Source organism: Mycobacterium cajalii (assembly GCF_045809005.2).
GTDB lineage: Bacteria > Actinomycetota > Actinomycetes > Mycobacteriales > Mycobacteriaceae > Mycobacterium.
The window spans coordinates 5,980,157-6,005,456 of sequence record NZ_CM141436.1 but is presented as its reverse complement, the minus strand read 5'-3'; the positions used below and the strand labels follow the sequence as shown (position 1 = coordinate 6,005,456).

At 64.8% G+C, this 25,300-nt stretch carries 24 protein-coding genes and 1 pseudogene; 12 read left to right on the top strand and 13 right to left on the bottom strand.

The features are described from left to right. Nucleotides 1-263 precede the first annotated feature (263 nt). Nucleotides 264-761, top strand: coding sequence for a hemerythrin domain-containing protein (locus ACJ512_RS28855; protein ID WP_407689136.1), 498 nt, complete (start codon nt 264-266; stop codon nt 759-761). Between the two features lie 167 nt (nt 762-928). Here ACJ512_RS28855 and ACJ512_RS28850 read toward each other — a convergent pair whose 3' ends face one another. Continuing rightward, nucleotides 929-1,936: an Acg family FMN-binding oxidoreductase gene (locus ACJ512_RS28850; protein WP_407689137.1), complete on the bottom strand. Its 1,008-nt coding sequence runs from the start codon at nt 1,934-1,936 to the stop codon at nt 929-931. A gap of 524 nt (nt 1,937-2,460) precedes the next feature. Between ACJ512_RS28850 and ACJ512_RS28845 the strand changes: the two genes are divergently transcribed. From ACJ512_RS28845 to ACJ512_RS28835, 3 genes are all read left to right on the top strand, one after another. Further along, the gene (locus tag ACJ512_RS28845) at nt 2,461-3,870 is read left to right on the top strand and encodes a WS/DGAT/MGAT family O-acyltransferase (RefSeq protein ID WP_407689138.1); all 1,410 of its coding nucleotides are present in this window, start codon (nt 2,461-2,463) and stop codon (nt 3,868-3,870) included. Nucleotides 3,871-3,933: 63 nt separating this feature from the next. Next, complete coding sequence (locus tag ACJ512_RS28840) at nt 3,934-5,655, top strand: transposase (protein ID WP_461479919.1); 1,722 nt, start codon at nt 3,934-3,936, stop codon at nt 5,653-5,655. A gap of 256 nt (nt 5,656-5,911) precedes the next feature. Further along, nucleotides 5,912-6,244, top strand: coding sequence for a cupin domain-containing protein (locus tag ACJ512_RS28835; protein WP_407686176.1), 333 nt, complete (start codon nt 5,912-5,914; stop codon nt 6,242-6,244). Nucleotides 6,245-6,460: 216 nt separating this feature from the next. Here ACJ512_RS28835 and ACJ512_RS28830 read toward each other — a convergent pair whose 3' ends face one another. Genes ACJ512_RS28830 through ACJ512_RS28820 form a run of 3 tightly spaced genes read right to left on the bottom strand, consistent with a single transcriptional unit; the run spans nt 6,461 to nt 7,646 of the window. Continuing rightward, complete coding sequence (locus tag ACJ512_RS28830; protein ID WP_144954063.1) at nt 6,461-6,652, bottom strand: ferredoxin; 192 nt, start codon at nt 6,650-6,652, stop codon at nt 6,461-6,463. Nucleotides 6,653-6,688: 36 nt separating this feature from the next. Next, nucleotides 6,689-7,162 carry a hemerythrin domain-containing protein gene (locus ACJ512_RS28825; protein ID WP_407686126.1) on the bottom strand — a complete coding sequence of 158 codons (474 nt, stop codon included), beginning with the start codon at nt 7,160-7,162 and terminating at the stop codon, nt 6,689-6,691. A gap of 16 nt (nt 7,163-7,178) precedes the next feature. Beyond that, nucleotides 7,179-7,646, bottom strand: coding sequence for an OsmC family peroxiredoxin (locus tag ACJ512_RS28820; protein WP_407686127.1), 468 nt, complete (start codon nt 7,644-7,646; stop codon nt 7,179-7,181). 303 nt (nt 7,647-7,949) lie between these two features. Between ACJ512_RS28820 and ACJ512_RS28815 the strand changes: the two genes are divergently transcribed. From ACJ512_RS28815 to ACJ512_RS28800, 4 genes are all read left to right on the top strand, one after another. Further along, nucleotides 7,950-8,456 (top strand): CBS domain-containing protein, encoded by a 507-nt coding sequence (locus tag ACJ512_RS28815; protein WP_210420024.1) that lies wholly within the window; start codon nt 7,950-7,952, stop codon nt 8,454-8,456. A 109-nt stretch (nt 8,457-8,565) separates the two neighbouring features. Next, nucleotides 8,566-9,612, top strand: a complete 1,047-nt coding sequence (gene pdhA, locus ACJ512_RS28810; protein WP_407686128.1) for a pyruvate dehydrogenase (acetyl-transferring) E1 component subunit alpha — start codon at nt 8,566-8,568, stop codon at nt 9,610-9,612. After that, a complete protein-coding gene (locus tag ACJ512_RS28805; protein ID WP_407686129.1) occupies nt 9,609-10,613 on the top strand; it encodes an alpha-ketoacid dehydrogenase subunit beta in 1,005 nt (334 codons plus the stop codon). The genes pdhA and ACJ512_RS28805 overlap by 4 nt, the downstream gene beginning before the upstream one ends. Next, nucleotides 10,613-11,875 carry a dihydrolipoamide acetyltransferase family protein gene (locus tag ACJ512_RS28800; protein ID WP_407686130.1) on the top strand — a complete coding sequence of 421 codons (1,263 nt, stop codon included), beginning with the start codon at nt 10,613-10,615 and terminating at the stop codon, nt 11,873-11,875. The genes ACJ512_RS28805 and ACJ512_RS28800 overlap by 1 nt, the downstream gene beginning before the upstream one ends. Here ACJ512_RS28800 and ACJ512_RS28795 read toward each other — a convergent pair. The 4 genes from ACJ512_RS28795 to ACJ512_RS28780 form a co-directional block, all read right to left on the bottom strand. Beyond that, nucleotides 11,825-13,018 (bottom strand): mandelate racemase/muconate lactonizing enzyme family protein, encoded by a 1,194-nt coding sequence (locus tag ACJ512_RS28795; RefSeq protein WP_407686131.1) that lies wholly within the window; start codon nt 13,016-13,018, stop codon nt 11,825-11,827. The genes ACJ512_RS28800 and ACJ512_RS28795 overlap by 51 nt on opposite strands. 4 nt (nt 13,019-13,022) lie before the next feature. Next, nucleotides 13,023-13,349, bottom strand: coding sequence for a carboxymuconolactone decarboxylase family protein (locus tag ACJ512_RS28790; RefSeq protein WP_407686132.1), 327 nt, complete (start codon nt 13,347-13,349; stop codon nt 13,023-13,025). A gap of 44 nt (nt 13,350-13,393) precedes the next feature. Next, a complete protein-coding gene (acnA, locus tag ACJ512_RS28785; RefSeq protein ID WP_407686133.1) occupies nt 13,394-16,183 on the bottom strand; it encodes an aconitate hydratase AcnA in 2,790 nt (929 codons plus the stop codon). A 172-nt stretch (nt 16,184-16,355) separates the two neighbouring features. Beyond that, complete coding sequence (locus ACJ512_RS28780; protein ID WP_407686134.1) at nt 16,356-17,390, bottom strand: Acg family FMN-binding oxidoreductase; 1,035 nt, start codon at nt 17,388-17,390, stop codon at nt 16,356-16,358. A 183-nt stretch (nt 17,391-17,573) separates the two neighbouring features. On the opposite strand from ACJ512_RS28780, the gene ACJ512_RS28775 reads away from it, so the two are divergent. Further along, the gene (locus tag ACJ512_RS28775; RefSeq protein ID WP_407686135.1) at nt 17,574-18,326 is read left to right on the top strand and encodes a helix-turn-helix transcriptional regulator; all 753 of its coding nucleotides are present in this window, start codon (nt 17,574-17,576) and stop codon (nt 18,324-18,326) included. Beyond that, nucleotides 18,319-18,756: a group III truncated hemoglobin gene (locus ACJ512_RS28770; protein ID WP_407686136.1), complete on the top strand. Its 438-nt coding sequence runs from the start codon at nt 18,319-18,321 to the stop codon at nt 18,754-18,756. The genes ACJ512_RS28775 and ACJ512_RS28770 overlap by 8 nt, the downstream gene beginning before the upstream one ends. Before the next feature lie 480 nt (nt 18,757-19,236). Here the strand turns inward: ACJ512_RS28770 and ACJ512_RS28765 are convergent, their stop codons facing one another. Continuing rightward, the gene (locus tag ACJ512_RS28765) at nt 19,237-19,593 is read right to left on the bottom strand and encodes a DUF488 domain-containing protein (RefSeq protein WP_407686137.1); all 357 of its coding nucleotides are present in this window, start codon (nt 19,591-19,593) and stop codon (nt 19,237-19,239) included. A gap of 328 nt (nt 19,594-19,921) precedes the next feature. Between ACJ512_RS28765 and ACJ512_RS28760 the strand changes: the two genes are divergently transcribed. Further along, entirely contained in the window at nt 19,922-20,158 is a 237-nt protein-coding gene (locus ACJ512_RS28760) for a PRC-barrel domain-containing protein (RefSeq protein WP_407686138.1), read from the top strand. Here ACJ512_RS28760 and ACJ512_RS28755 read toward each other — a convergent pair. Next, nucleotides 20,136-20,468, bottom strand: a complete 333-nt coding sequence (locus ACJ512_RS28755) for a cupin domain-containing protein (RefSeq protein ID WP_407686139.1) — start codon at nt 20,466-20,468, stop codon at nt 20,136-20,138. The two genes, ACJ512_RS28760 and ACJ512_RS28755, sit on opposite strands and share 23 nt — an antisense overlap. 353 nt (nt 20,469-20,821) lie before the next feature. Here ACJ512_RS28755 and ACJ512_RS28750 point away from each other — a divergent pair, with 353 nt between their 5' ends. Then, nucleotides 20,822-22,078 carry an NAD(P)/FAD-dependent oxidoreductase gene (locus ACJ512_RS28750; protein WP_407686140.1) on the top strand — a complete coding sequence of 419 codons (1,257 nt, stop codon included), beginning with the start codon at nt 20,822-20,824 and terminating at the stop codon, nt 22,076-22,078. A 108-nt stretch (nt 22,079-22,186) separates the two neighbouring features. Here the strand turns inward: ACJ512_RS28750 and ACJ512_RS28745 are convergent, their stop codons facing one another. The 3 genes and pseudogenes from ACJ512_RS28745 to ctaD all read right to left on the bottom strand — a co-directional run bounded on the left by ACJ512_RS28745 (nt 22,187) and on the right by ctaD (nt 25,293). After that, nucleotides 22,187-22,933 carry a succinate dehydrogenase/fumarate reductase iron-sulfur subunit gene (locus ACJ512_RS28745; RefSeq protein WP_407686177.1) on the bottom strand — a complete coding sequence of 249 codons (747 nt, stop codon included), beginning with the start codon at nt 22,931-22,933 and terminating at the stop codon, nt 22,187-22,189. A 54-nt stretch (nt 22,934-22,987) separates the two neighbouring features. Continuing rightward, a pseudogene (locus ACJ512_RS28740) lies at nt 22,988-23,349 on the bottom strand (hypothetical protein); the annotation flags it as partial. A gap of 210 nt (nt 23,350-23,559) precedes the next feature. Further along, the gene (gene ctaD / locus ACJ512_RS28735) at nt 23,560-25,293 is read right to left on the bottom strand and encodes an aa3-type cytochrome oxidase subunit I (RefSeq protein ID WP_407686141.1); all 1,734 of its coding nucleotides are present in this window, start codon (nt 25,291-25,293) and stop codon (nt 23,560-23,562) included. Nucleotides 25,294-25,300: the final 7 nt, after the last annotated feature.

Genomic DNA, 25,300 nt, shown 5'->3' with positions numbered 1-25,300 from the left:
TTCGATGATCCTGGGCCACAGTGGGTTTGGTAGGTCGTGACCCATTCTTGGCAGGTGGACCGGTTCCGCGCCGAGAATGGCGTCGGCTGTCGCGCGTCCGGCGTCAGGGCTGACCAGCCGATCTTGCTGACCGTGCAAAATGACCGCGGGTGCCGAGGCCCGTGAACGGCTGGTGCGCCAGCACCGTTGCAAATACGCCTTCATCGGTCGTCGGGGTCTACCCGTGCGTGGTCTCGGTCTCGATCTCCACGTCCTCGACTACCGTGTGCTGGCTCCCCAGACCCACCGCGAATCCGTGCTGCCGGCGAGCTCTACTCAAGGGACTGGGCCGCAAGATCACTGCGGCGCCGGTGAACTCCGCAGAACGGCATGCCCTTTTCGACGATTTGCTGATCGAGCTCGATATTCATTTTCGCGTCGAGGACGACGTGTACTACCCGGCCCTCAAACAGGCCATTAAGCTCATCGCGATTGCCCATGCGGAGCATCGCCAGGTCGTCGACCAGCTTTCCGTGCTGATCAAAACTCCGCAGACTGCGCCTGGATATGAGGCCGAGTGGAATTCCTTCAAGACTGTCCTCGAGGCGCATGCCGACGAAGAAGAACGCGACCTGATTCCCGCTCCTCCCGAAGTGCACATCAGTGACGCAGAGCTCGAGGAGCTGGGTGACAAGATGGCCGCGAAAATGGAGCAATACCGAGGCTCGGCTGTACACAGGTTGCGCACGAAGGGGCGGGCCGCGCTCGTACGCGCCCTGTGACCGGGTTACCCGGTCCGGCGGCCGATCGGGGGTATCGTCGCGTTGCCCGCGAAGAAGCGTAGCTACGAATTCAGTGCCGACCGTACCGCCGCAGCATCCGCCGTTGACCGGAGCGCAACCGCCGGTCGCCGACCCCGAGGAGGCCGCCACGACCTGGACCCGGGTCTTCAGCTGATGCACCCTAGTTGCTCGGTTTCGTGCGACCACTCCACGACACTGGCGAGCTCACGCCGCGGCGTTGGCGGCAGGGGATCCGCGTTGTCTGGTGCCCAGCCCAGCCGCAGCAGCATCTGCGGATATCCTTCGGCGGCCAATATGTCGGAGCGGATAGCGTCGCGGGTTATCGGGATTTCCAGGGGTTCGGTGATCGGGCACGTGGCCAGTCCCATCGCCGTCGCGGTCAGCAGTAGTGCGCTGGCCGCCTCGCCGGCGCGAAGTTGAGCCAGACGGTCGTCAGTCTCGGTGCCCAGCACCAAGATGACAGCTTTGTCATCGGCGGGCGAGGCCCCCGGCGGCTGCGGCAGGCCCGCCCCCGCAAAGATGCGTCCAGGCACTGGTGCGCTGCAGTCATGCTCTGGGACGTTGCGGGCTGGCACACCGGCCCGTGATCCGTATCGCCCACTCCACCTGGTGAGCTCGACGAGGTAATCGCCGTCGGTCGCGTGAGCACGCGCAGCTTGCTTGACGATCTCACGCAGTTGTTCCATGGCGTCGACCTGGCGCAGCATGACCTCCATCCGAGCGGCTTGGGCAGCCATCGAGGCGATATCACCGGCCGCTACCGGGCGAGAACTGTAGATTCGCCGATCGGTTCGGCGTTGCGTGATTGCCGCCGCCAGGGCGAGGTCGACGCGATCGGGGGCGTGTGGGTACACCTCGATAGTCGCGAGGTGGCTAGGGTCGGCCGGATCAGGTAAGCGATGCACGCCGACATGCCAACCCATGGCCGCCAAGGCAATGATGCAATGGTTAAGCGTTGCACCGCAACTCAAAATCAAGTCCCGGCCATCGGGGTCGGTCTTGGGTAGCTGCATGCCCGAATCGGAGTACAAATGCAGGCTTGTGCGATCCACTCGCCACCGCCACGGCTGCGTGTTGTCGATGGAAGGTGCCCGGGTAGCCAGCGCCAGTACCGCGCGGATCACCTGCGTATCCGGGAAAAGCGGGGTGTTCATGGCGACGGGGTCGTTGGCTGCTTTCGCACCAGCACGTCGCGCGACCACATCGCCGATACCAGACCACGACGGCCCGCCATCTCTACTGCATTCGCGATGGCCTGTGGCCGTCCCCATGGTGTCCAACGCGACCACCTCCGGTTTTCTCTTGTGCCCCAGGACTTCAGCCGCTACCCGCACTCGCTGCGTGAAGCCCGGCCTCTTGTGCTCAGCACTGTTTGAAGGAATAATATCCGTTAAATAGTCGATAGGCAATTGGCGAGAGGGACTCGGGTGATGACGACGACGTTCACGAGATCAGGTGAACCCAGACCACCGGGCGCCAGCCGGCGGCACCGGCGACGTGTCCCCGAGTTGGTGCGCCGGCACGGCGGGGCGCGATCCTGCCGGCGGTTGTGCTGGCGCGCCGCATGTGACCGCATGACCGGCCCAGGCTTGGCGACTTTTGGTCCTGCTATCGAAACCGGTGCCCCACGGCGAATGGTGTTGGCCCAAGTTGCCTATAACGGCGGGAGGTGGTGGTGGTGGACCAATTGACAACCCTTGACGCGGGTTTCCTCAAAGCAGAAGACGCCGACAGGCATGTCAGTTTGGCAATCGGTGGCTTGGCGGTCATCGAGGGGCCGATCCCGGACCGTGATGCGCTGATGGCGACACTGGCGCAGCGAATCCGTGCATGCCCCCGGTTCGGACAGCGTCTGCGAACGCGCCCGTTCGACTTTGGTGCACCCGAATGGGTGGCCGATCCGGACTTTGATCTCACCCGTCATGTACGGCATATCGCACTACCGCGGCCCGGAGACGACCGAGAGTTGTTCCACCTGGCTGCCGACGTGATTTCCCGGCGCCTTGACCGGGATCGACCGCTGTGGGAAATCTGGATCATCGAAGGCCTCAGCGACAACAGGTGGGCAATGCTCACCAAGATCCACCACTGCATGGCTGATGGAATCGCCGCCACCCACGTGCTTGCCGGCCTATGCGACGACGGCATCGGCCAAAGCTTCGCAAGCTACATCCATACCGCCAAAGAGCCTGGGATACAAGGCCTTCCGCAGGCCATACCGGGCGTGAATCCCTTTAGCGTGCTGGGCGGCCTGTGGAATGCGTCGGCTGCCATCACTGCCACCGCTGTCCGCACAGCGTTGGGTGTTGCCGAGATCGCTGCCGGTCTCCTCCGCCCCACCACGACGTCGCTGAACGGGCCGATCGCCAATTTGCGCCGCTATAGCGTCGCGCGAGTACCCCTGGCCGACATCGCGCACGTGTGCCAGACATTCGACGTCACTATCAACGATGTCGCACTGGCCGCGATCACGGAGAGCTACCGCAACATCCTCGTCCAACGGGGCGAAGAACCCTTGCCCGATGCGCTTCGCACCCTGGTGCCGGTATCGATGCGCTCCGCCGAGGCGATCGATAAAACCGACAACCGCGTCTCGTTGATGCTGCCGTACCTGCCGGTCGACGAGCAGAACCCGGTGCAACGGCTGCGGATCGTCCATTCCCGATTGGATCGCACGAAGTCGCACGGGCAACACCAGGCGGGTCACGCCTTCGTGTCAATCGCCAATCGCATTCCCTTCCCCCTGACCGCATGGGCGGTCGCCTTATTGATCCGACTGCCGCAGCGCGGCGTCACGACGCTGGCAACCAATGTCCCCGGTCCTCGTCAACCGCTGCAACTCATGGGGCAACGGGTGCTCAGCGTCTTCCCGATCCCGCCGATCGCGATGCAACTGCGAACCGGGGTGGCAATGCTCAGCTACGCCGAGGACCTGTTCTTCGGCATCCTCGCCGACTATGATACCGTGGCCGATATCGACGCATTGGCCCGCGGAATCGAAGTCGCGGTGGCACGCCTGGTGGCGATCAGCAAGAAACGCAAGACCTTACGCGGCCGCCGAGGAATGTCACTCGTCGGCAACGTCTAGGTGGCTGGTGTTTTTCGCGTGGCGTTGACCGGGTAATCGGGTGCGGTCGGCGAGAATGGTTGGGTGAGTTTGGGTTTGACGCCGAAACAGGCGGATTTGTGGCGGTCGACGGTGGATTTCTGCGAGGGCCGGGTGGCGCCGGACTCGATTTACAGCGTGCTGCACCGGGAGTGCTTCAACTTGTTCGGCGATGAAATGTTCGCCGACTTGTTCACCGATGTCGGCCGGCGCAGCGTGCCGCCGATGATTGTGGCGGTGGTGATGGTGTTGCAGCGCATCGAGGGGCTTTCGGATCGGGAGGCGGTGGATCGGTTCGCGTTCGACGCGCGGTGGAAGTATGCCGCGGGCGGGCTGGACTTCGATTATCCGGGGTTTGTGCACACCGTGTTGGTGGACATGCGCGCGAGGCTGGCCCGCTCGGATCGCCCGGACCGGATCTTTGAGGTCACCCTGCAAGCGGCCAAGGCGGCCGGGCTGGTGGGCCGTAAGCGGGTGCTGGACTCGACCCCGCTGTATGACGCGGTGGCCACCATGGACACGGTCACATTGATCCGCTCGGCGATCCGGGGACTGCTGGCGGTCGCCGGCGCGGAGCTGCAACCCGCGCTGCGGGCGCGGCTGTCCCGCGACGACGACTACGCCAGCGCCGGCAAACCGGTGTGTGACTACGACGACGTGGCGGCGCGCGAGGCGCTGGTGGACGCGCTGGCCCGCGACGCGTCTGCGCTGCTGGCCTGCCTGGATGAGCAGGCGCTGAAGCCCGAGGTGGACAAGGCGGCCAAACTGTTGGCCACCGTGGTCGGCCAGGACCTCGACCAAGACGCCGCCGACGGGATATTCCGCATCGCGCGCCGTGTGGCCGCCGATCGGGTGATCTCCACGGTGGACCCGCAGGCACGCCACGGCCACAAGACCTCCGCGCGGGGTTTCGACGGATACAAGGGTCACATCGCGATCGACCCCGACGCCGAGATCATCACCGCCACCGAAGTCACCGCCGGCAACGCCGGCGACGCCCAACCCGCCACCGACCTGCCGGCCGGCGACCTACCCACTCCGGTGACCAGCGACACCAACACCGCCGACGGAGATTGCGTTGATCCTCAGGACGACTCGAGCCTCGGTGCAAGTGCTGGCACGACGACCGCGGCCAGCGCGGTCGGTGATGGTGATGGCGACGGGAGCGCCCCCAGCGTGTGCGGAGCCCAAGACCAGCGATGCCCGGCGGTTTACGGCGACGCCGCCTACGGTGCGGGCAAACCGCTGGCCGTGTTGGAAACCGCGGGCGCGGAAATCTTCACCAAGGTGCAGCCACCGACCGCGCCGGGTGGCCGCTACGCCAAGGACCGCTTCGTCATCGACCTCGACGTCGGCACGGTCACCTGCCCGGGCGCGGTGACCGTGCCGATCCGCCCGGCCAAGGGCGGCGGCGGCAACGCGGTGTTCGGCCCGGCTTGCGCCTGCTGCCCACTGGCCGAGCAGTGCACCAGCTCAACCGCCGGGCGCACCATCGCGATCAGCCGCTACGAGGCCGAACTCACCCGTGCTCGCACCACCCAAGCAGATCCGGGCTGGGTCGCCGACTACAAGGCCACCCGGCCGAAAGTGGAACGCAAGATCGGCCACCTGATGCGCCGCCGCCACGGCGGCCGCCGTGCGCGCGTGCGCGGCACCACCAAGGTCGCCGCCGATTTCTCCCTGCTGGCCGCCGCGATCAACCTCGCACGCCTGGGTGTGCTCGGATTACACCGGGAAGGCGCAAACTGGGCCGCCGCCACGACCTGAGGCCGGTCGGCGATGCCAACCGGCCCACCAGGACCGCCTGTAGACCAGCCAAGCAACGGAATCGCCAATCCCGACAACCGAATTCACCTGAGCTAGGAACCGCTCACGACCACACGAGCATCGCCCAATAGCCCGACCGGTCAACCAGCGCCCCCACAATGGCCGTTCGACACCAGCCACCTAGGGCCACGACCGCAGTAATGAAGCCAAGACCGCACTGCGGCATATGCTTTGTGACCAGGAAGGAGTCAACCCGATGGACAAGATCTCGCTTACCGCTCTGGCGCGCGAGCAGTTGGCGGCCGCGCACCGGGCCGCCAGCGGCCGCAGCGCACACACGGTGTACGGCGGTCACCAACACAGCCTGCGGCAAACCATGGTTGCCTTGACCGCCGGAACAGCGCTCTCCGACCATGACAGCCCCGGAGAGGCCACCTTGCAGGTGCTGCAGGGCCGGGTCCGGCTCACGTCGCCGGAGACCAACTGGGACGGAGCCCCGGGCGATCACCTGGTGATCCCGTCGAGCCGGCATGGCCTACATGCTGTCGAAGACTCCGTTGTTCTGCTGACCGTCGTCAAAAGCCCTTAGCCGACACCAATTAAGCCGAGCTCATGGGCGTGGTCTTTGTCTCGTCTCGCCACCGCACCGAAGCGCATTGCGGCCGGTGCACAGTGGTGATGACAGCTTTAACTGGACCAGGCTCTGACACCAGCTTGCGGGCATGCCAGTGTAACCCAAGACCAACTCGACATCTCTTTGATACCGATGTAATTCGCCGCGACGATGACGCGCTCGCCTCTGAATCTAGTCTTCGCGGGATAAGGCCGCGCGAGGGCACGCGGCGATGGCCTGCTCGACGAGCGTCTCCTGCTCGACAGGGACGGGGTCAGTAATGACCACGGCGTACTCGTCGTAGCTGAGCTCGAACACCTCTGGCGCGATATTGACACAGAAAGCATTGCCCTCACAGCGATCCAGGTTTACCACGACGCGCATGAGAGTCCTCCTTCGGAACTTCGGCAGGTGAGAGCCTCAGGCACCCGCCTGCTGGCACACCCATCCATCGGGGGCGCGACCGGTCTCGATAAACCGCGTTAGTTCGGCGCTCGTCTGCAGCGGCAGCGCGGTGTCGGCGCTCGGATAGATAATCGGCTCTTCCTTCGAGTTGTGTTGGTGAAGTTGGTCCAGCAGCTGCGTACACGTATCCGTGAGCCGCCCGGTGTCGTTTGAATCAGCGAGCAAATCCGTCAGGGCGTCCATGGTGCGCCACAACTGACCGTGCTCGCGCATCATCACGAAGATCGGCATCACAATACCGGCCTCTCGGAGCGGCGGGAAAAGGAAGACCTCCTCGAGGTAGATGTGCCGGCGCAGCGCTGCCAGAGTCTCGGTCAGTAGCTCGTGTCGCACGCTGCCACAGACGAGTTTCTCGATGAAAGTCTGTATCCTATTATCGATTTCGCGGTGCTCTCGCGCCAGCTCAACAGATAGCGGCAAGTCGGGCATCATGTGCGCCTGGGCGTCAGCCCGCAGAACGGACAGATTCGGTCTCGTCGAGCTCGGCGTCGACGCTGATCGTGGCGCCGGCGAACAATCGCGATACCGGACACAGGGCAGCGGCCTGGCCTACCACGGCCGCGAAGGCTTCGGCGTCCAGCCCGGCCACCTGCGCGCTGACCTTCAGCCGGGACGTTGTGATCGTGGGGATTCCGTCGACCTCATCCAGGATCACGGTGGCTGTGACATCGAGGCGCTGTGGCGGCGTGTGGTTCTCACCCAGCTTCAACGCCAACGCCATCGCGAAACACGACGAATGCGCCGCCGCCGCAAGCTCTTCCGGACTGGTCTTGCCGCGAGGCTGCTCAGTCCGCGAGGCCCAGGTCAGCGACAGGCCATCCAGCGCTCCGCTGCTGCCCTCCGACAGCTTGCCTTCGCCAGACGCCAGCGGGCCCTCCCACGTGGTCTGCGTGGTCCGTTCCGCAATGCTCATGCTCCTCGGCCCCTTTCTGGAACGCGCAATGTTTGTACAAGTGCTGCTTGTGTAAACTCTAGACCGTCACCATGCGCATTGACTAGAGCGATCGTCAGGAGTGGGCATGCAATCGAAGCAAGCGGCCTGTTGCTTGCGGGCACTTTTGCGACTTTCTCCACCGAGCTCAGCGGAAGAAAGCGCCTTTTCGACTCATGAACTGGCGCACTGCGGTTGCGTGAGCGAGCGGTAATGATGGTCCAGATCACCAATGTTTCGAGCAGATGCCTGATATCTGAAACCCGACAGGCGTACCCTGCGAAGGTGTATCCGCAGGACACCGCCGCAGTGTCACTGGCCCATCTCACAGCCGGTGACATCATGTCCTCGCCGGTGATCACCGTCCTCGCTGACGCTTCAACCCAACAGGTAGCCGGCATCTTGACGCGGCACCGGATCAGCGCAGCACCCGTGGTTAATCAGGCAGGCACGCTGTTGGGACTTGTCAGCGAACATGACCTGCTCTCCAAAACCGGTGCACTAGCACGTGACCTGATGACGACGGCGGTGATCAGCGTGACCGTGGACAGCGCGGCCGACGATATCCGACACCTGCTGGTCGACCGTCGTATCCGTAGGGTTCCGGTGGTGCAGGAGGGGCGACTGGTCGGAATCGTGAGCCGCCATGACCTGGTGGCCGTGATGGCCACCGAATGGGTATGCCAGGTATGCGGTGAGCCGGTGCGCGGTGAGCATCCCCCCGGCAGGTGTCCGAAGTGTCAGGCAACGAGCGAGCAGTTCGTGCTGCAGGAGCAACCCCCTGGTGCCTGAACGGGTGTCTGGCCGGACAACCCCGTTTGTGTGATATCACCGAAGCAGGAGGGCAATGACAATCCCGCCCACGCCAAGCCCCAGACCCGAATCCGCTGCACTCGGCGGATTGCCGGCCGAGGAACCCGCGGAGACACTGCGCGGCTACTACCGGCAGATGGCGCTGATCCGGGCATTCGAGTCGCGGGCAGCGGAGATGTACCAGCGGGCGAAAGTCGGTGGGTACTGCCACCTCAATGTGGGCGAGGAAGCCACCGTGGTCGGCCTGATGGCGGCGCTCGAGTCCCGCGACTACCTGTTTGCGACCTATCGCGATCACGGCTATGCCCTTGCCCGCGGGATCGAGCCCGGCCGTGTCATGGCGGAGCTGTTCGGCAAGGCCGCTGGTGTGTCCGGGGGCCGCGGCGGCTCGATGCACCTGTTCGACAGCAAGCTGCGCCTACTAGGCGGATACGGCATCGTCGGCGGCCAGATCCCGCCGGCCACCGGTGCGGCGCTGGCGCTCACCTACCGCGGAAGCCCCGGTCCCGGCGCGGAGGCCGTGATGTGTGTGCTCGGCGATGGGGCCACCAACATCGGTGCGTTTCACGAGTCGCTCAACCTGGCCGGGCTGTGGCAGCTGCCGATCGTGTACGTGATCGTCAACAACGGCTTGGGCATGGGGACGCCGGTGGAAAAAGCGGCGGCAGAACCCGACCTGTACAAGCGGGGCTGTTCCTACCGGATTACGGGGGAACGGGTTGACGGTGACGACGTGCTCGCGGTGCGTGATGCGGCCCGGGCTGCGCTGTCGCGTGCCCGAATCCAGCGCGAGCCGGGCCTGATCGAGGCAATGTGCCAGCGGCTGCGCGGCCACTCGGTGGTGGACCCAGACAAGTACCGTTCCCGCGACGAGGTTGCGCGACTGCGCGCGCTCGATCCCGTTCCAGCGTTTCGTCGGCGCTTGGTCGATGCCGGGATCCTCGACGACAGGGCGGCGCAGGACGTCGAGGAACAGGCCGAGGCGCAGGTCGATGCCGCTGTGGATTTCGCCGATGCCAGCCCCGACCCCGGTGCCGATCAGTTGTTCGGCTACGTCTATGCCACGGCGGTCGCCAATGCGCCACACCAACTGCCCGGCGATCCGGTGATCGCGCTCTCGCTGGGGCACCCATGACCGTGCTGACCTATCGGCAAGCCCTGCACGACACGCTGCGCGCCGAACTGCTGCGCGACGAGTCCGTATTTCTCATCGGCGAGGAGATCGGTGTCTTCGAAGGCTCCTACAAGATCACCGCCGGCCTGTTGACCGAATTCGGGCCCACCCGGGTGGTTGACACACCGATCTGCGAGGGAGGATTCGTCGGTGCCGCGATCGGCGCAGCGATGCTGGGCATGCGACCGATCGTGGAGATCATGACGATCAACTTCAGCCTCTTGGCTATCGACCAGATCGTCAATCACGCCGCCAAGATGCACGCGATGTTCGCGGGCCAGGTGTCGGTGCCACTGGTGATCCGCACCCCGGGGGGTGGCGGACAGCAGCTGGCGGCGACACACTCGCAGAACCTGGAGGTGTGGTATGCGCACGTACCCGGGATGAAAGTCGTCACCCCCGCCACCCCGGCAGATGCCAAGGCGTTGCTGACCGCCGCCGTCCGCGACGACGACCCGGTGCTGTTTTTAGAGAATCTGGCGCTGTACAACACCCGGGGCGAGGTTCCCGACGGCGAGCAGATCGCTCAGATCGGGATAGCTTCGATTGCCAAGCCGGGAACCGACCTGACGGTCGTCGCCTACTCGCGCTCGACGGTGATCGCTTTGGACGTCGCCCGCCAGTTCGAGGCCGACGGCGTGTCGATCGAGGTGGTCGACCTACGGAGTTTGCGGCCGCTGGACCGCGAGACGATCTGCGCCTCGGTACGCAAGACCAGCAGGGCCGTCATCCTCGAAGACGACTGGCTCAGCTACGGGGTCGGCGCTGAGATCGCGGCGACAATCGCCGAAGGCGCATTTGACTATCTCGATGCCCCGATCCGCCGGATCGCCGCCGCCGAAGTGCCGCTGCCATACGCGAAGCCGCTCGAGCTGGCGGCCCTTCCCGACGCCGCCGACCTGACCAAGGTCATCCGTGAGGTTCTCGACGCCAGCCGGTTCGCTTACGGAGAGGACCGTTGATGCCAGACGTGCTGATGCCGCGGTTGTCGGACACCATGACCGAAGGTGTTGTCGGGCAATGGCTCAAGCGCGAAGGTGACATCGTCCGGCGTGGTGACACACTCGCCGAAATCGAGACCGACAAGGCCACCATGGAGCTCGAAGCCTACGACAGCGGGGTGCTGACCCGAATCATCGCTCCCGAAGGCAGTACGGTTCCCATCGGTCAGCCCATCGCCGTCATCGATGATCCGACCAGCGGCGCCGAACCTGGTGGCGGCCAAGTGGTCTCCAACGCCCCAACCGATGGCGTCGCCGCCGGTGCTGCACCCACACCCGCATCCCCTGCGTCACCCCCCGAAGCCGGCCCCGCCCAAACACCCGTGACCGCCGCGGCGGTGCGTGCCACTCCACTGGTGCGCAAGCTGGCACACGAACACGGAATCGATCTGGCCAGTGTCCAAGGTACCGGCCCCGGCGGACGTATCGTGCGCGCCGACATCCAAGGCGCCGTAAGCCAGGTCACTACCTCGACGCCGGCTTCATCCGCTACGGTCCCGGCGACTCCCAAAGCCAGACCGGCACCGGCTACTGCCGAAGGTGACGAACAAGTACCCCTTTCGTCGATACGCCGAATCACGGCACAGCGGCTCACTGAAAGCGCCGCGGCACCGCACTTTTACCTCACCATGAGCGCCGACCTCGACGCGATGCAGAAGCTGCGCGCCGAGCTCAACGCGGAGTTGTTCGACGGCGGAACGAAAATGAGCATCACCGATCTGCTGATTCGGGCCTGTGCCGTAGCCCTACGTAGCCACATCCACGTCAATTCGTCGTGGGGCGGTGACCACCTCATCCAGCACCGCCAGGTGAATATCGGCTGCGCCGTGGCTACCGACAACGGGCTGCTGGTACCCGTTGTCCGCGACGCGGACCGTAAAAGCCTCACCGAGATTGCGCGCGAGGCCCATACCCTCATCGAACGGGCACGAGCCGGCAGGCTCACGCCCGACGAATTGACCGGCAGCACATTCACGATCAGCAACCTCGGGATGTACGGCATCGACCACTTCACCGCCGTCATCAACCCACCCGAGGCCGCAGTCCTCGCCGTCGGCGCAGTGCAGCAAGAGGCCGTCGTCCGCGACGGCCAACTCAGCACGGCCACCACATTGAAGCTCACCCTGACTGTCGACCACCGCGTGCTCGACGGTGCGACCGCCGCGGAATTCCTACAGGCCCTGGTGCACATCCTCGAACACCCGCTGCGCATCATGGCGTGAGGGGCTGTCAGGGGCGGTAGGTGTGCGCCGGTAAGCGCTGATAACAGCGGGGTCGGGGTCGATTCCCAGCCCCGGTTCCTGCGGGACGGAAATCCGGCCTGCCTTCGGGGTGAGGGCATCGCCATAGATGAACGCCTCCAGATCGAATAAGCGCCACTCGATCATGGAGTCGGCGTTACCCAGCGCAGCGGTCGCGTGAAGTGCCGCGAGCAACCCTGGACCGTCGTAGAAGGAGTGCGTCATCACCGGCACGTTGCGGGCTGCCGCGAGAGGAAAAACCTTGCACAACTCACTGATCCCTCCCATCTTGGCCGGGCTCGGCTGAACAAAGTCCACCGCCTCCGCAGCGAGCATTCGCTCGAATTCCATCAGGGTGGAGGCGTTTTCACCGGACGAGATTGAGATACCGGTGCTTTTTCGCAGCTCCGCAAGACCGTCAAAATTCTCCGGCGGCCACAGTGGCTCCTCGAGAAATTTCAGCCGAACTGCCTGGAGTTCGTGAGCGAGCCGACCCACTTGGGACACGGTCCAGGAACAGCCGGCGTCCACGATCAACTCGACGCCGGGACCGGCTTCCTCGCGCGCCGCCCGAATTGCTGACACATCCGCCTCGTGCAGCTTGAGCACGTGAAAGCCGGCATCGATTGCTCGGCGAACCGCGATGCGGACCAGCGCGGGATCGGCGTAGCAGGCCAGACTTGCATAACACGGCATACTGGTCACTCCGCCGCCAAGGAGCTGAGACACGGGAGCGTCGGCGCGCTTACCGGCGATATCCCACAAGGCGATGTCCACCGCCGATAGTCCGTACATCAACGCGCCGCCGCGCCCGAAAACGTGCAGCTTCCTTTGAATCTCCAGCATCAGGGGCCCGATTCGCGTGGCGTCGCGGCCGATGCATAGCGGCGCGATTAGTTCGTCGACTGCAAGTTTGGCCGAGTCTACGGCGCGAAAACCGAAGGCCTCCCCCCAACCTTCCGTTCCGTCGCGGGTTGTCACCTTGACGAGCAGCGAGTCTGCCGCAGACAGCGTGTCTCCCCACAGGGAGGCTCCCGGTGTGCTGCCCACCTTGAGCGGGATATGCAGTGGAACCGTCTCGATGTTGGCGATGACTGCGTCGGGTTCGGCGACGGTGGGAGGCATGCGACTATTTGGCGAGCTCATCGAGGGCGAGGGTGGAGTGCGCGTATGCGCCCCCGGCGCGCATCTCGGCGGCCACCCAGACGGCTTCCATGATCTCCTCGGCGCTGGCGCCTTTGCGGCGGGCGAGCCGGGTGTGGCCCCGGATGCAGTAGGGACATTGGGTGGTGTGCGCGACCGCGACGGCGATGAGCTGTTTGGTCTTCTCCGGTAGCGCGCCCTCGGCGAACGCCGCACGGGAAAACGCCTCGAATGCCTCGTGGGTATGCGGGGCGAGTTCCTTGCGACGGTCGTAGATCTCCTGGGCCGCTTGCGGGTACATCGCGTCCATCATGAGCATCTCCTTATCGAATTATGTTGTCCGGCGGGCGGGTTTGATCACGCTGTGCCGAGCACTTGGCGCAGGACGTAGGGCATGATGCCGCCGTGTCGGTAGTAGTCGGCCTCGCCGGGGGTGTCGATGCGTACCACGGCGTCGAACTCGACGTCACCGGCTTTGACGTGGACGGTGCCGGGGATGTTGTCGTTGAGCGCGTCGACACCGGTGATGTCGACGGTCTCTTCACCGGTGAGGCCCAGCAAGTCCGCGCTCTGCCCGTCCGGAAACTGCAGCGGCAGGACGCCCATGCCGATCAGGTTGGAGCGGTGGATCCGTTCGTAGGACTCGGCGATCACGGCATGCACACCGAGCAGGGCGGTGCCCTTGGCGGCCCAGTCGCGCGACGAGCCGGAGCCGTACTCCTTGCCGGCGATGATCACCAGCGGTGTGCCGGCGTCCAGATAATTCACGGATGCGTCGTAGATCGTTTCCATCGGACCGCCGGGTTGGGTGAAGTCGCGTGTCCACCCGCCTTCGGTACCCGGGGCGAGTTGGTTGCGCAGCCGGATGTTGGCGAATGTGCCGCGGATCATCACCTCGTGGTTGCCGCGCCGCGAGCCGTAGGAGTTGAAGTCCTTGCGTTGGATTCCGTGCTCGGTGAGGTAGTTGCCAGCGGGCGAGTCGGCCTTGATCGATCCGGCCGGGCTGATGTGATCAGTGGTGACCGAGTCACCAAGCTTGGCGAGTACGCGCGCACCGGTGATGTCGGTGACCGGCTCGGGTTCGCGGCCGATCCCGTCGAAGTACGGCGGCCTGCGCACATAGGTCGACCCGAGATCCCACTGGAACGTGTCGGTGTCGGGGACCGGTAGCGAGCGCCAGCGGTCGTCGCCCGTATAGACGTCGGCGTAGTCCTTGCTGAACATCCCGGCCTCAATACAGTTGTCGATCACCTGCGTGATCTCGGCGGTCGATGGCCAGAGGTCGCGCAGGTGGACCGGTTGTCCGTCGCTGCCGGTGCCCAGCGGGTCGCGAAGCAGGTCCACATGCAGAGTGCCGGCCAATGCGTAGGCGACTACCAGGGGTGGTGAGGCAAGGAAGTTCATCTTGCACTCCGGATGGATGCGCCCCTCGAAGTTGCGGTTTCCCGACAACACCGAGCAGACGGTCAGGTCGTTGTCGGTCACTGCCTGGCTCACCTCGGGGATCAGTGGTCCGGAGTTGCCGATGCAGGTGGTGCAGCCATAGCCCACCAGGTTGAAGCCGAGCTCGTCCAAATATGGTGTCAGGCCGGCTCGCTCGTAGTAGTCGGTGACCACCCGGGACCCAGGGGCCAGCGTGGTCTTGACCCACGGTTTGCGGGTCAGGCCTTTTTCCACCGCCTTTTTCGCCAGCAGCGCTGCACCTACCATCACCCACGGGTTGGATGTGTTGGTGCAGGAGGTGATCGCGGCGATCACCACATGCCCGTTGTCGACGCTGACCCGCTGCCCGTCCACGCTGATCTCGACCGGTTTGTGTGGCCAGTCGGACCCGTCACCGTTGGTTTGCGGCGCATGCGGGAGGTCGCCGGGGCGGTCGCGGCTCACCGCGATCGGATCGCTCGCGGGAAACGACTCCGCGGACGCCTCGTCCAGGCCGATTTCCACCGCCTCGGCGTAGGTCTGACCGGACAGCAGCGCGGCGATGGCCTGGGGAGCGACGCGTAGGGGGATGCGGTCTTGCGGCCGCTTGGGCCCGGCGATCGACGGCTCCACCGTGCCCAGGTCCAGTTCGATCGTCTGCGAGAACGTCGGCTCGTGATCCGGGTCGTGCCACAGGCCCTGCTCCTTGGCGTAGGCCTCCACCAACCGGATCCGGGATTCGGGGCGCCCGGTCAACCGCAGGTAGTCCAGCGTGACGTCATCGATCGGAAAAATCGCGCAGGTGGCCCCGTACTCCGGGCTCATGTTGCCGATGGTGGCCCGGTTGGCCAGCGGTACGTTGGCCACCCCGGGGCCGTAGAACTCGACGAACTTGCCGACCACACCCGTACGACGCAACAGCTCGGCCACGGTCAGCACCAAGTCGGTTGCGGTGGTCCCGGGCGGCAGCTCGCCGGTCAGCTTCAGACCCAACACCTGCGGAATCAGCATGCTCATCGGCTGGCCGAGCATGGCCGCCTCGGCTTCGATACCACCCACACCCCAGCCCAGCACGCCCAACCCGTTGACCATCGGGGTATGCGAGTCGGTACCGACCAGCGTGTCCGGGTATGCCAGCGTTCCTTCTGCGCTGTCGCGGGCGAACACCACCCGAGACAGGTATTCGAGATTCACCTGGTGGCAGATTCCGGTGTCCGGGGGAACCACGTGAAAGTCCGCGAAGGCCTGCTGGGCCCAACGCAGCAATTGGTAGCGCTCGGCGTTGCGCTCGAACTCCAACTCGGCATTGACACGGAACGCATCTGAGCGCCCGAAGACGTCGGCGATCACCGAGTGGTCGATCACCAACTCGGTCGGGCACAGCGGGTTGATGCGCTTGGTGTCCCCGCCGAGTTCGGCGATGGCATCGCGCATCGCGACCAGATCCACCACACATGGCACCCCGGTGAAGTCCTGCATCAGCACCCGCGCCGGGGTAAAAGCCACCTCCCGGCCATGGTCGGCGGTTGGATCCCAGGCGGCCAGTGCACCGACCTGCTCGGCGGTGACCAGTCGCCCATCCTCGTTGCGGAGCAGGTTCTCCAGCAGGACCTTCAGGCTGTACGGCAACCGGGCTGCGCCCTCGATCCGTGCCAGGCGGTGGATGATGTACGTCTCGTCGTCGACCGTGAGCTGATCCTGGGTTGCAAAGCTGTTCGATGCCATCGCATTCACCTCACCGGTTGTAAGCGAGTCCTTCACCAACGTAGTCCGACAAGCGGATTGGCGACAGGGGTTGCAACAAGCGACAAGACATCCCGACATTCCAACACCGGCGGCGCCGACCACGAACCGTCGACGCCGGCGACGAATGAGGTTGCTGGGTGCCAGGTCCACATTACGCGTTCCGGGCTACCACTTCAGCCCGCAACACGTCGGCGAGCGGACGCCGCGGCGTGGCCGGAGGTATCTCGCCCAGCGCGGGAGCGACGCCGACCCGGATCAAAACTTGGGGCAGGTCGGTGTGACCCGTTACCGCCGCAAGGAGCTCGCGGCTGACCGACAACTCCGTCAAATGCGTCACCGGGCAGGTCGCAAAGCCGGCCATCGTGCATTCGAGCAGGACGGCCGAGAGCGCTTCTCCGCATGCCAACGCATCGGCGAGGCTGTCAGCGTCGGTGGACAGCATCAGGATCTTCGCGTAATCCTGTCCGATGTTGGTGCGCCTCTCCCCGTTGTGGGTGAGTGGGAAGACTCGATTGACACCTACCCGGTCACTCTCGGCGGCCGAAACCAGGGCAGTATGCGGAATTCCCTCTGACACTACGAACGGTGCTGTCCACCAATCGAGTTCGGAATGATAAGCGGAGTCATACAGGCGCAGCGATTCGGTGAGCTGGGCCGCCTCGGCAAGGCGTGGACGCATCTCGTCGGGCAGTACGTCCAGACGCACCGCATCGGCGCCCACTCGGCCGCGCAGCACGCCCTCAATCGAGTCCCACGTTATCGGCGCGGTGAACGGCGCCATGAAAGCAAGCCGGTCGGTTCGGCGCTTGAGGATCGCGTCGGCGCGCCGGCGCTGGTCATCAGTGACGCAGCCCAGGCGGGTGAACTCCACCGTGGCAAGGTGGCCGGGATTGTTCGGTGTGGGAAATCGGTCGATGTCGGCCATCCATCCCGCGGCGGCCATCGCCACCCGAAGGTGATCGAGCACCGCGCCGCAGCTGATGTGGGCCTGCCGCGTCGATCGATCCGTGTGCAGGACACGGCTGCGATCCAGGAACAGGTCCAGGCGGCCGCCGTCGGTCACCCATAGCCACGGTTGACTGTTGTACAGCGACGGGGCCCGGCACGCCAACCGCACCGCATCCTCGATGACCTGGGTTTCAACCGCACCCTCGATGATGTTGGTTGCCGCCATGGTATCCAACATGACCAACCTCCAATTTTCTTTCCCCAGGCCTTCTGTGAACAACTCCTGCCTTTGCCACCGCACGTTCTTTCCCGGCGTGGATGACGACCGTGGGTGACGACTAGGCCTCGTTCAGGGATGCTATTATTAATGAATAATATCCTTTAAATAGGCGGAGGACAAGGGGACGAGAGGACACCTAAAGTGGCTGACCACAACGACCGCAGGGCCCGACGAGTGGACCGCGGGCCACGAAACCGGCAACGCCAACGGATCCTGGATTTGGTGCGTGAACACGACGGAGCCGTCGACGCGACCGAGCTTGCCGAACGGTTGCGACTGCACGTGACCACGGTGCGATTTCACCTCGACGCGCTGTGTAACCAGGGAGCCATCGAGCGCACCCGCATGACACGCGCCGGCGTGGGCCGTCCCCGCACCGGCTACATGGCCGTACGCGACCGGCTGGACTATCGCAGCCTCGCCGAAATATTGGCCTTGGAACTGGGCGAGACCGCCGATCAGCGGCGTCGACGCGCCGAGGCTGCCGGGCGGCGTTGGGCTGAGCGCATCCGGGTCGGGTCGGCGAGCGACGTTGATGCAGGACTTGATGTCTCGGACGGAACTACGCCCGGTGAGACCCTCGAGGATCGAGCGGCGATGGTCGCGTCGGTTTTCGCGCGGATGGGGTTCGGTCCTGAGCTGACGCCGGCCGTGACGTCGACCGCCGGCACCCAGCAGACCCTCCGTCTGCACGCCTGTCCGGTCCGGGACCTGGCCCGCGCCCACCCGGAGGTGGGGTGCGCCTTGCACCGGGGATTACTGCAGGGCCTGCTCACCAACGCGACAGCGACCGAAGGCTGGGCGAAAAAGTCACCACGTTCGGCGCTGCAGGCCGAGCTGGAGCCGTTTGTCGAACCCGACCTGTGCCTTGCCAGGGTGATCGCGAATGACTGAGCTGAAGGCGCCACCTGACCACGCGAGCACGGACCTGACCACCCGCGCCGATGTGGAGAAATTACTGCGCCGGTTTTACGGCCGCGTGCTGCTCGACGATGTGCTCGCCGAGCCCTTCGCCGAGTTGCGGATCAGGGGTATAGATGCACACATTCCGGTGATGTGCGACTTCTGGGAAACCGTGCTGTTTCGCTCCGGACTCTACCGGGGCAGCGCACTGCACGCCCACCGCCACGTCCACCACCAGACTCCGCTGAGCGGCCCGCACTTCGTGCGCTGGCTGACCATGTGGAACAACACCGTCGACGAGATGTATCGCGGACCGGTCGCCGAACACGCGAAGATCCAAGCCGCCCGAATCGCCTGGGCCATGCACCGGCGGCTAACCGGGACCGACACGCCAGAACTCGACATGCTGGTCGCACGCTGAACTGGGACCGGACGAAAACCTTGGCTCGCTGATCGATGCACGTTTTGTCGACGGCCGGGAAACGTGGCCGTGGGAGTTTGGCATGCGCAAACGTCCGCGAACCGCGGAAACTGTCAACGACACCGAACTTCTCCAACCTACCGATTCGGGCCACACGCGAGAACCGTGCGGCGAATGGCAGACATCCGTCCGCGACAAGCGGCATCGACCAAAGTTGGCTTTGTGCCAAACCCTATGCGAGACGTCACAACTGGTGTACGCGGTACCAAAAGCGACGAGAAAGCCTCCGGCGTCAAGAGAAGTGCCGCCTTGGGTTCGTGCAGCGCAACAGGGCATTCGAACGCATCGGGGTAGAAGTTCATCGAACGGTCCAGGTCGCGCACTCGCGTCAATTTCCTCACCGATCTTGTCTCGCAGCGGTGCCCGGTGCACCCCAAGCAGCCGGGCATCATCGACTGCCTGCGTCGCCGGCGAGGCCGCTCAGCCCAGCATCTGGGCGAGCACGGTGGCCTCGCTGATGTCGACGGCCTTGCTTGCCGTGAGTAGGGTGAGGTTTCGGTCCTTTGCCAGGGTTCGTAGATGTGCCAGCGCCTCGGCCCGTTCGGGTTGGGTCAGCTCCTCGCGGTAGCGGCGGGCGAACTCCGTGAACCGTTCCGGGTCGTGGTGATACCACTTGCGCAGCTCGGTGGAGGGGGCGATCGTCTTGCACCACTCGTCCAGGTTCGCTTTCTCCTTGGTCATGCCGCGCGGCCAGATCCGGTCCACCAGCACGCGGTTGCCGTCCCCGCGGGCCGGGTCGTCGTAAACGCGGCGCACCTGCACCTTGTGTGTGCCCATTTGCTGCCTCCTGTCGGTGGGCCGCATCGACGGCTTTCGTGTTGGTGCGTCGCACCTTCTCGATCTTCTTCAACTGTCCCCTTGATCGGTCGCGCTGACCAGTGCGTGTTGACATCGGCTACCGTGTCTGCGCACGACCCGGTCAGCCGACGTCCACAACGAGGAGGTGTGGGTCCGGCCACCGAGCGCAGTTGACGTACGCGTCCGTCAGGCGATTGGGGCAGGCCGACAGTGGGTTGGCAGATCGGCGTAGGTTCATTCATGTTGGTACCTCAGCCAGCCCGCGATGAGGTCGGCTGTGAGTGGACGCCGCTCGCCAGGAGCTCCCATGACATCTCAGGACCATGTCACCCTCAGCGCACTCACCGGCACCGGCGTGACGGTCGAGAATGCCACTGACGACATGCGCGAGCGGAAGGTAACGGACAGGGACGGAATGGACGTCGGCAAGGTGCACGACGTGTTCCTCGACGACCGCGAACGCAAGGCCCGCTTCCTGCTCGACGAACGCAGCGGTTTCCTCGGTATGCAAGCGGTTGGCCTCACGGTAGCTTGGCCACGGTAAGCAAGATCGCCGAGTCTTCCAGCGCCTGCAGGCCGTGACGGGCGTCGGGCACCTTCAACAGGTCACCGGACCGGCCCTCCCAGGACTGGCCTTTGGATGTCAAGCGGACCCGACCGCACAGGACGTGCATCGTGGCCTCTCCGGGGTTGTTGTGCTCGTCCAACTCGGTGCCTTTGATCATGGCGATGACGGTCTGGCGCAGTACCCGTTCATGACCGCCGACGACGGTGTCGGCGGCACACCGGCCACCGTGGGCGGCAGCCAGTTCGAGCTGCTGAGTGGCCAGCGCGTCCAGAGAGATCCGTTGCATGACTCTCAGTGTAAGCGATTGTCCGATCGCGCGAACCGGGCGATCGTCAACGGCAGGGATCTGTCAACATGTCTGGCGTCGCGACACCGGTCCCATTGCGTGGATGGATCGCGTGACACTGCTACCTGAACGGCGTAGCGTCAAAATAACTGAGCAGCAGCTGTTCCGACACTAGGGCGCCGCCACCAGGTCGCACGTTCGTTATTGAAACCGCATTGCCGGAAACTCGCCTGCGGCGAATCCTGTTCCGCGCCTTATCTTGGGCCGCTCACCCGCGACGTTGCTCGCGTCGTGCGGCTTGCTGCGTTCAGTCATCAGGGCTCCATATTGTCCAAGCGTCGACAGGACCGAATATGACCACCGGACAGCAAACATTCGTGATCGTGGGCGCGGGGCTGGCCGGCGCCAAAGCAGCCGAGGCACTACGCACCGACGGTTTCATCGGCCGGGTCGTGCTGCTCGGCGAGGAAACCGAACGGCCCTACAACCGGCCCCCGCTGTCCAAGGACTACCTGCAAGGCAAGTCGGAGAAGGACAAGATCTACGTCCACCCCAAGGCTTGGTACGCCGAGCACGACATCGAGCTGCGATTAGACACCCGGGTGACCGGCCTCGACCTCGCCGCCCACCGCCTCAGCGTCACCGGCGGTGAGCGGATCGGCTACGACAAGTTGCTGTTGGCGACCGGGTCGGCCGTGCGGCGCCTGAGCGTGCCCGGCGCCGAGTTCGACGGCGTGAACTACCTGCGGAGCCTCGCCGACTGCGAAGCGATCAAGGCCGCGTTCGCCGCCGCCGGGCGGGTGGCGATCATCGGGGCGGGCTGGATCGGGCTGGAAACCGCCGCCGCCGCTCGGGCCGCCGACTGTGAGGTCACCGTGATCGAGATGGGTGAGCTGCCGCTGCTCGAGGTGCTGGGCCGCGAGGTGGCCGAGATCTATGCCGCCCTGCACCGCGCACACGGCGTCACTCTGTGTTTGGGCGCCGGCGTCGAAGAAATCACCGGGACGAACCGCCGCGCCACCGGGGTGCGTCTGGCCGACGGCAGCGTGATCGACGCCGACGCCGTCGTGGTCGGCGTGGGCATCACACCCAACGCCTCGCTGGCCGAGGCGGCCGGACTGCACGTCGACAACGGCGTCGTCGTCGACGAACACCTGGCCACTTCCGACCCCGACGTCGTCGCCGCCGGGGACGTTGCCAACGCCTACTACCCCCACCTGCGCACGCACCTGCGTCTTGAGCACTGGTCGGCCGCGCTCAACCAGCCAGCGGTGGCCGCGGCCACCATGCTCGGGCGCGACGCGGCCTATGATCGCGTGCCCTACTTCTTCTCCGACCAGTACGAGATGGGCATGGAGTACTCCGGCTACGTCGCGAGGGGCAACTACGATGAGGTGGTCTTCCGCGGCGACGTGGCCAAGGGCGAATACGTCGCCTTCTGGTTGCATCACGGTCGGGTGCTGGCCGGCATGAACGTCAACGTATGGGACCTCACCGACACGATCGCTGCCCTGCTCCGCTCCGGCCGGCCGGTCGACCGGGCGAAGCTCGTCGACCCCGACGTGCCGCTGGACCAAGTCGCCGGCGGGCCTGCGTCGGGAGCGCGATGATGACGGCGCCGATGACTGCCCAACGGCTCGACCGCGCCGCCCGCCTGGTTACCCAACTGTGGGTGGACTCGATCCGCTGCAGCACCCAGCCGGGCTCTGGCACCCGAGCTATCGGCGGAACAGCTTGTTGCCCAGCCAGACCGCGGGGTCGTACCTGCGGCCGGCGACGCGTTCCTTCATCGGGATGATGGCGTTGTCGGTGATCTTGATGTTTTCCGGGCACACCTCGGTGCAGCATTTGGTGATGTTGCACAATCCCAGGCCCTCATGGTCCTGGGCGAGGTCTCGACGGTCAGCGGTATCGAGTGGGTGCATCTCGAGTTCGGCGATGCGGATGAAGAACCGCGGGCCGGCATAGGCGTTCTTGTTGTCCTCGTGGTCGCGGATCACGTGGCAGACGTTCTGGCACAGGAAGCATTCGATGCACTTGCGGAACTCCTGTGAGCGCTGTACGTCGACCTGTGCCATCCGGTACTCACCGGGCTGCAATCCCTTTGGCGGCGCGAAAGGCGTTATCTCCCGGGCCTTCTCGTAGTTGAACGAGACGTCGGTGACCAGGTCGCGGATGACCGGGAAAGTGCGCATCGGCGTCACGGTCACGACCTCGTTCTCGGCGAACGTGGACATCCGCGTCATACACATCAACTTCGGGTGACCGTTGATTTCTGCCGAGCACGATCCGCACTTGCCCGCTTTACAATTCCAGCGCACCGCGAGGTCGGGTGTCTGGGTCTGCTGCAGACGGTGGATGACGTCGAGCACCACCTCGCCCTGGTTGACTTCGACGGTGAAGTCCCGCAAGGCGCCGCCGTCCTGGTCGCCACGCCATACCCGCATGCTCGCGTTGTAGCTCATCTGACTTCTCCATCCTGGGTGCCGGGCCAGTTCGTCGCCGGTTGTTCGAGGAAGGATGATCGGCGGAAGCCGGGTTTCTCCAGTGTAACGGGCGCGCGGCGCGGGGGTTTCGCAGCTGGTGGGGTGGACTGCTGCACCGATCGTTAGTAGGCCTTGTGGTGGTGGTAGCAGGTGATCCGGAAGGCCAGCAGGAACGGTAACACCAGCTTTCCCAATGGGATCCACGCCGCGAACTGTCCCAGCCAGACACGGAGGTGGCTGGCGCCGGGCGCGCAGGACGCGCCGATGCACGGTGAGTGGAACGGGGTCGGTTACTGGTAATCCTTGACCCAATAGGAGCTGCCCCAGAACGCCCGGATGGTTGCGTAGATGATGAAGGCGGCCGAGCCGATGTTGACTATCAGCGGTGGGAACCAACCACGCATCGGTGCCCGGATCGGCGAGCTCCTCATCGGCGGGCCGGCACAGTGGCTTGTCGGATGCCTCGGTTTCGCGGGTGTCGGTGTTGAGCCGGTCGAGGTCATTTTCGCTTCGCTGCGCTCTGCTCACGATTTTTGGATCGTTAGCCATAAGGCGCCGTGCCTGATCTGTTGCGGATGCCGTGCTGGAGCTTCGCGGTCCAGCTGCTATGCGGTCGGGGTCATTTCGCGTTCCTCGTCGGCGCCGACGACGGCTTCGCGCCCGATGTATAGCTCGTTGCGCATCCGTTCGATCATGTGCGGGTAGTGCAGCTCGAAGGCGGGCCGTTCGGACCGGATGCGGGGCAGTTCGGTGAAGTTGTGCCGCGGCGGGGGGCAGCTGGTCGCCCATTCCAGCGAGTTGCCGTAGCCCCAAGGGTCATCGACGGTGACCGGTTCGCCGTAGCGCCAGCTCGTGAACACGTTCCACACGAACGGCAGCATCGACACGCCCAGGATGAGCGCCCCGATAGTGGAGACGATGTTCAGCGGTTGGAAACCGTCGGTGGGCAGGTAGTCGGCGTAGCGGCGGGGCATGCCCATGTTGCCCAGCCAGTGTTGGACCAAAAAGGTGGTGTGAAAGCCGATCAGGGTCAGCCAGAAGTGCAGCTTGCCCAGCCGCTCGTCGAGCAGCCGGCCGGTCATCTTGGGGAACCAGAAGTAGATGCCGGCGAAGGTAGCGAACACGATCGTGCCGAACAGCACGTAGTGGAAATGCGCGACCAGGAAGTAGGTGTCGGTGACGTGGAAGTCGATCGGTGGGCTGGCCAGCAGCACCCCGGAGAGCCCGCCCAGCAGGAACGTCACCAGAAAGCCCACCGCGAACAACATCGGGGTTTGAAAGGTCAGCTGCCCTTTCCAGAGGGTGCCGATCCAATTGACGAACTTGATCCCGGTAGGCACCGCGATGAGATAGCTCATGAACGAGAAGAACGGCAGCAGCACCGCGCCGGTGGCGAACATGTGGTGCGCCCAGACCGCAGTGGAGAGCCCGGCGATACTGATGGTGGCATAGACCATTGTGGTGTAGCCGAAGATCGGTTTGCGAGCGAACACGGGGATGACTTCGGTGATGATGCCGAAGAACGGCAGCGCCACGATGTAGACCTCGGGGTGGCCGAAAAACCAGAACAGGTGCTGCCACAGGATCACCCCGCCGTTGGCGGGGTCATAGACGTGGGCGCCCAGGTGCCGGTCGGCGGCCAACCCGAACAGCGCCGCGGTCAACAGCGGGAAGGCGCTCAGCACCATGATGCTGGTAACCAGGATGTTCCAGGTGAAGATCGGCATGCGGAACATCGTCATCCCCGGTGCGCGCAGGCACACCACCGTGGTGATCATGTTGACCGCGCCCAGGATGGTACCCAGGCCGCCGACCGCCAAACCCAGGATCCACAGGTCGCCGCTCACGCCCGGGCTGTGGACAGCATTGGACAGCGGCGTGTAGGCGGTCCAACCGAAGTCCGCGGCCCCACCCGGGGTGATGAATCCCGAGATCGCGATCAGCCCGCCGAATACGAACAGCCAAAATGACAGGGCGTTGAGCCGGGGGAACGCCACGTCGGGTGCGCCGATCTGCAACGGCAGCACCAGGTTCGCGAACCCAAACACAATCGGGGTGGCATAAAACAGCAGCATGATCGTGCCGTGCATGGTGAACAGCTGGTTGTATTGCTCGGTCGACAGGAACTGCAGCCCGGGTGCGGCGAGTTCGGCGCGCATCAGCAACGCCAGCAGGCCGCCAATGAAGAAGAACGTGAAGCAGGCGACCATGTACATGATGCCGATCAGCTTGTGATCGGTCGTTGTGATCAACTTGTAGAGCAGACTGCCCTTCGGCCCCAGCCGCGCAGGAAAGGGGCGACGTGCCACCAATTCTCGCGGGGCCGCTTCGGTGGTCATCACGTCC

Excerpts from the sequence above, each read along its gene's own strand:
- ACJ512_RS28780 (WP_407686134.1), bottom strand. The coding sequence starts at position 17,390 with ATGTTGGATACCATGGCGGCAACCAACATCATCGAGGGTGCGGTTGAA.
- ACJ512_RS28750 (WP_407686140.1), top strand. The coding sequence starts at position 20,822 with ATGACCACCGGACAGCAAACATTCGTGATCGTGGGCGCGGGGCTGGCC.
- ctaD (WP_407686141.1), bottom strand. The coding sequence starts at position 25,293 with ATGACCACCGAAGCGGCCCCGCGAGAATTGGTGGCACGTCGCCCCTTT.
- ACJ512_RS28820 (WP_407686127.1), bottom strand. The coding sequence starts at position 7,646 with ATGAGCATTGCGGAACGGACCACGCAGACCACGTGGGAGGGCCCGCTG.
- ACJ512_RS28770 (WP_407686136.1), top strand. The coding sequence starts at position 18,319 with ATGACTGAGCTGAAGGCGCCACCTGACCACGCGAGCACGGACCTGACC.
- acnA (WP_407686133.1), bottom strand. The coding sequence starts at position 16,183 with ATGGCATCGAACAGCTTTGCAACCCAGGATCAGCTCACGGTCGACGAC.
- ACJ512_RS28765 (WP_407686137.1), bottom strand. The coding sequence starts at position 19,593 with ATGGGCACACACAAGGTGCAGGTGCGCCGCGTTTACGACGACCCGGCC.
- ACJ512_RS28850 (WP_407689137.1), bottom strand. The coding sequence starts at position 1,936 with ATGAACACCCCGCTTTTCCCGGATACGCAGGTGATCCGCGCGGTACTG.
- ACJ512_RS28760 (WP_407686138.1), top strand. The coding sequence starts at position 19,922 with ATGACATCTCAGGACCATGTCACCCTCAGCGCACTCACCGGCACCGGC.
- ACJ512_RS28800 (WP_407686130.1), top strand. The coding sequence starts at position 10,613 with ATGCCAGACGTGCTGATGCCGCGGTTGTCGGACACCATGACCGAAGGT.
- ACJ512_RS28790 (WP_407686132.1), bottom strand. The coding sequence starts at position 13,349 with ATGATGGACGCGATGTACCCGCAAGCGGCCCAGGAGATCTACGACCGT.
- ACJ512_RS28755 (WP_407686139.1), bottom strand. The coding sequence starts at position 20,468 with ATGCAACGGATCTCTCTGGACGCGCTGGCCACTCAGCAGCTCGAACTG.
- ACJ512_RS28825 (WP_407686126.1), bottom strand. The coding sequence starts at position 7,162 with ATGCCCGACTTGCCGCTATCTGTTGAGCTGGCGCGAGAGCACCGCGAA.
- ACJ512_RS28795 (WP_407686131.1), bottom strand. The coding sequence starts at position 13,018 with ATGCCTCCCACCGTCGCCGAACCCGACGCAGTCATCGCCAACATCGAG.
- ACJ512_RS28830 (WP_144954063.1), bottom strand. The coding sequence starts at position 6,652 with ATGCGCGTCGTGGTAAACCTGGATCGCTGTGAGGGCAATGCTTTCTGT.
- ACJ512_RS28745 (WP_407686177.1), bottom strand. The coding sequence starts at position 22,933 with ATGAGCTACAACGCGAGCATGCGGGTATGGCGTGGCGACCAGGACGGC.
- ACJ512_RS28835 (WP_407686176.1), top strand. The coding sequence starts at position 5,912 with ATGGACAAGATCTCGCTTACCGCTCTGGCGCGCGAGCAGTTGGCGGCC.
- ACJ512_RS28805 (WP_407686129.1), top strand. The coding sequence starts at position 9,609 with ATGACCGTGCTGACCTATCGGCAAGCCCTGCACGACACGCTGCGCGCC.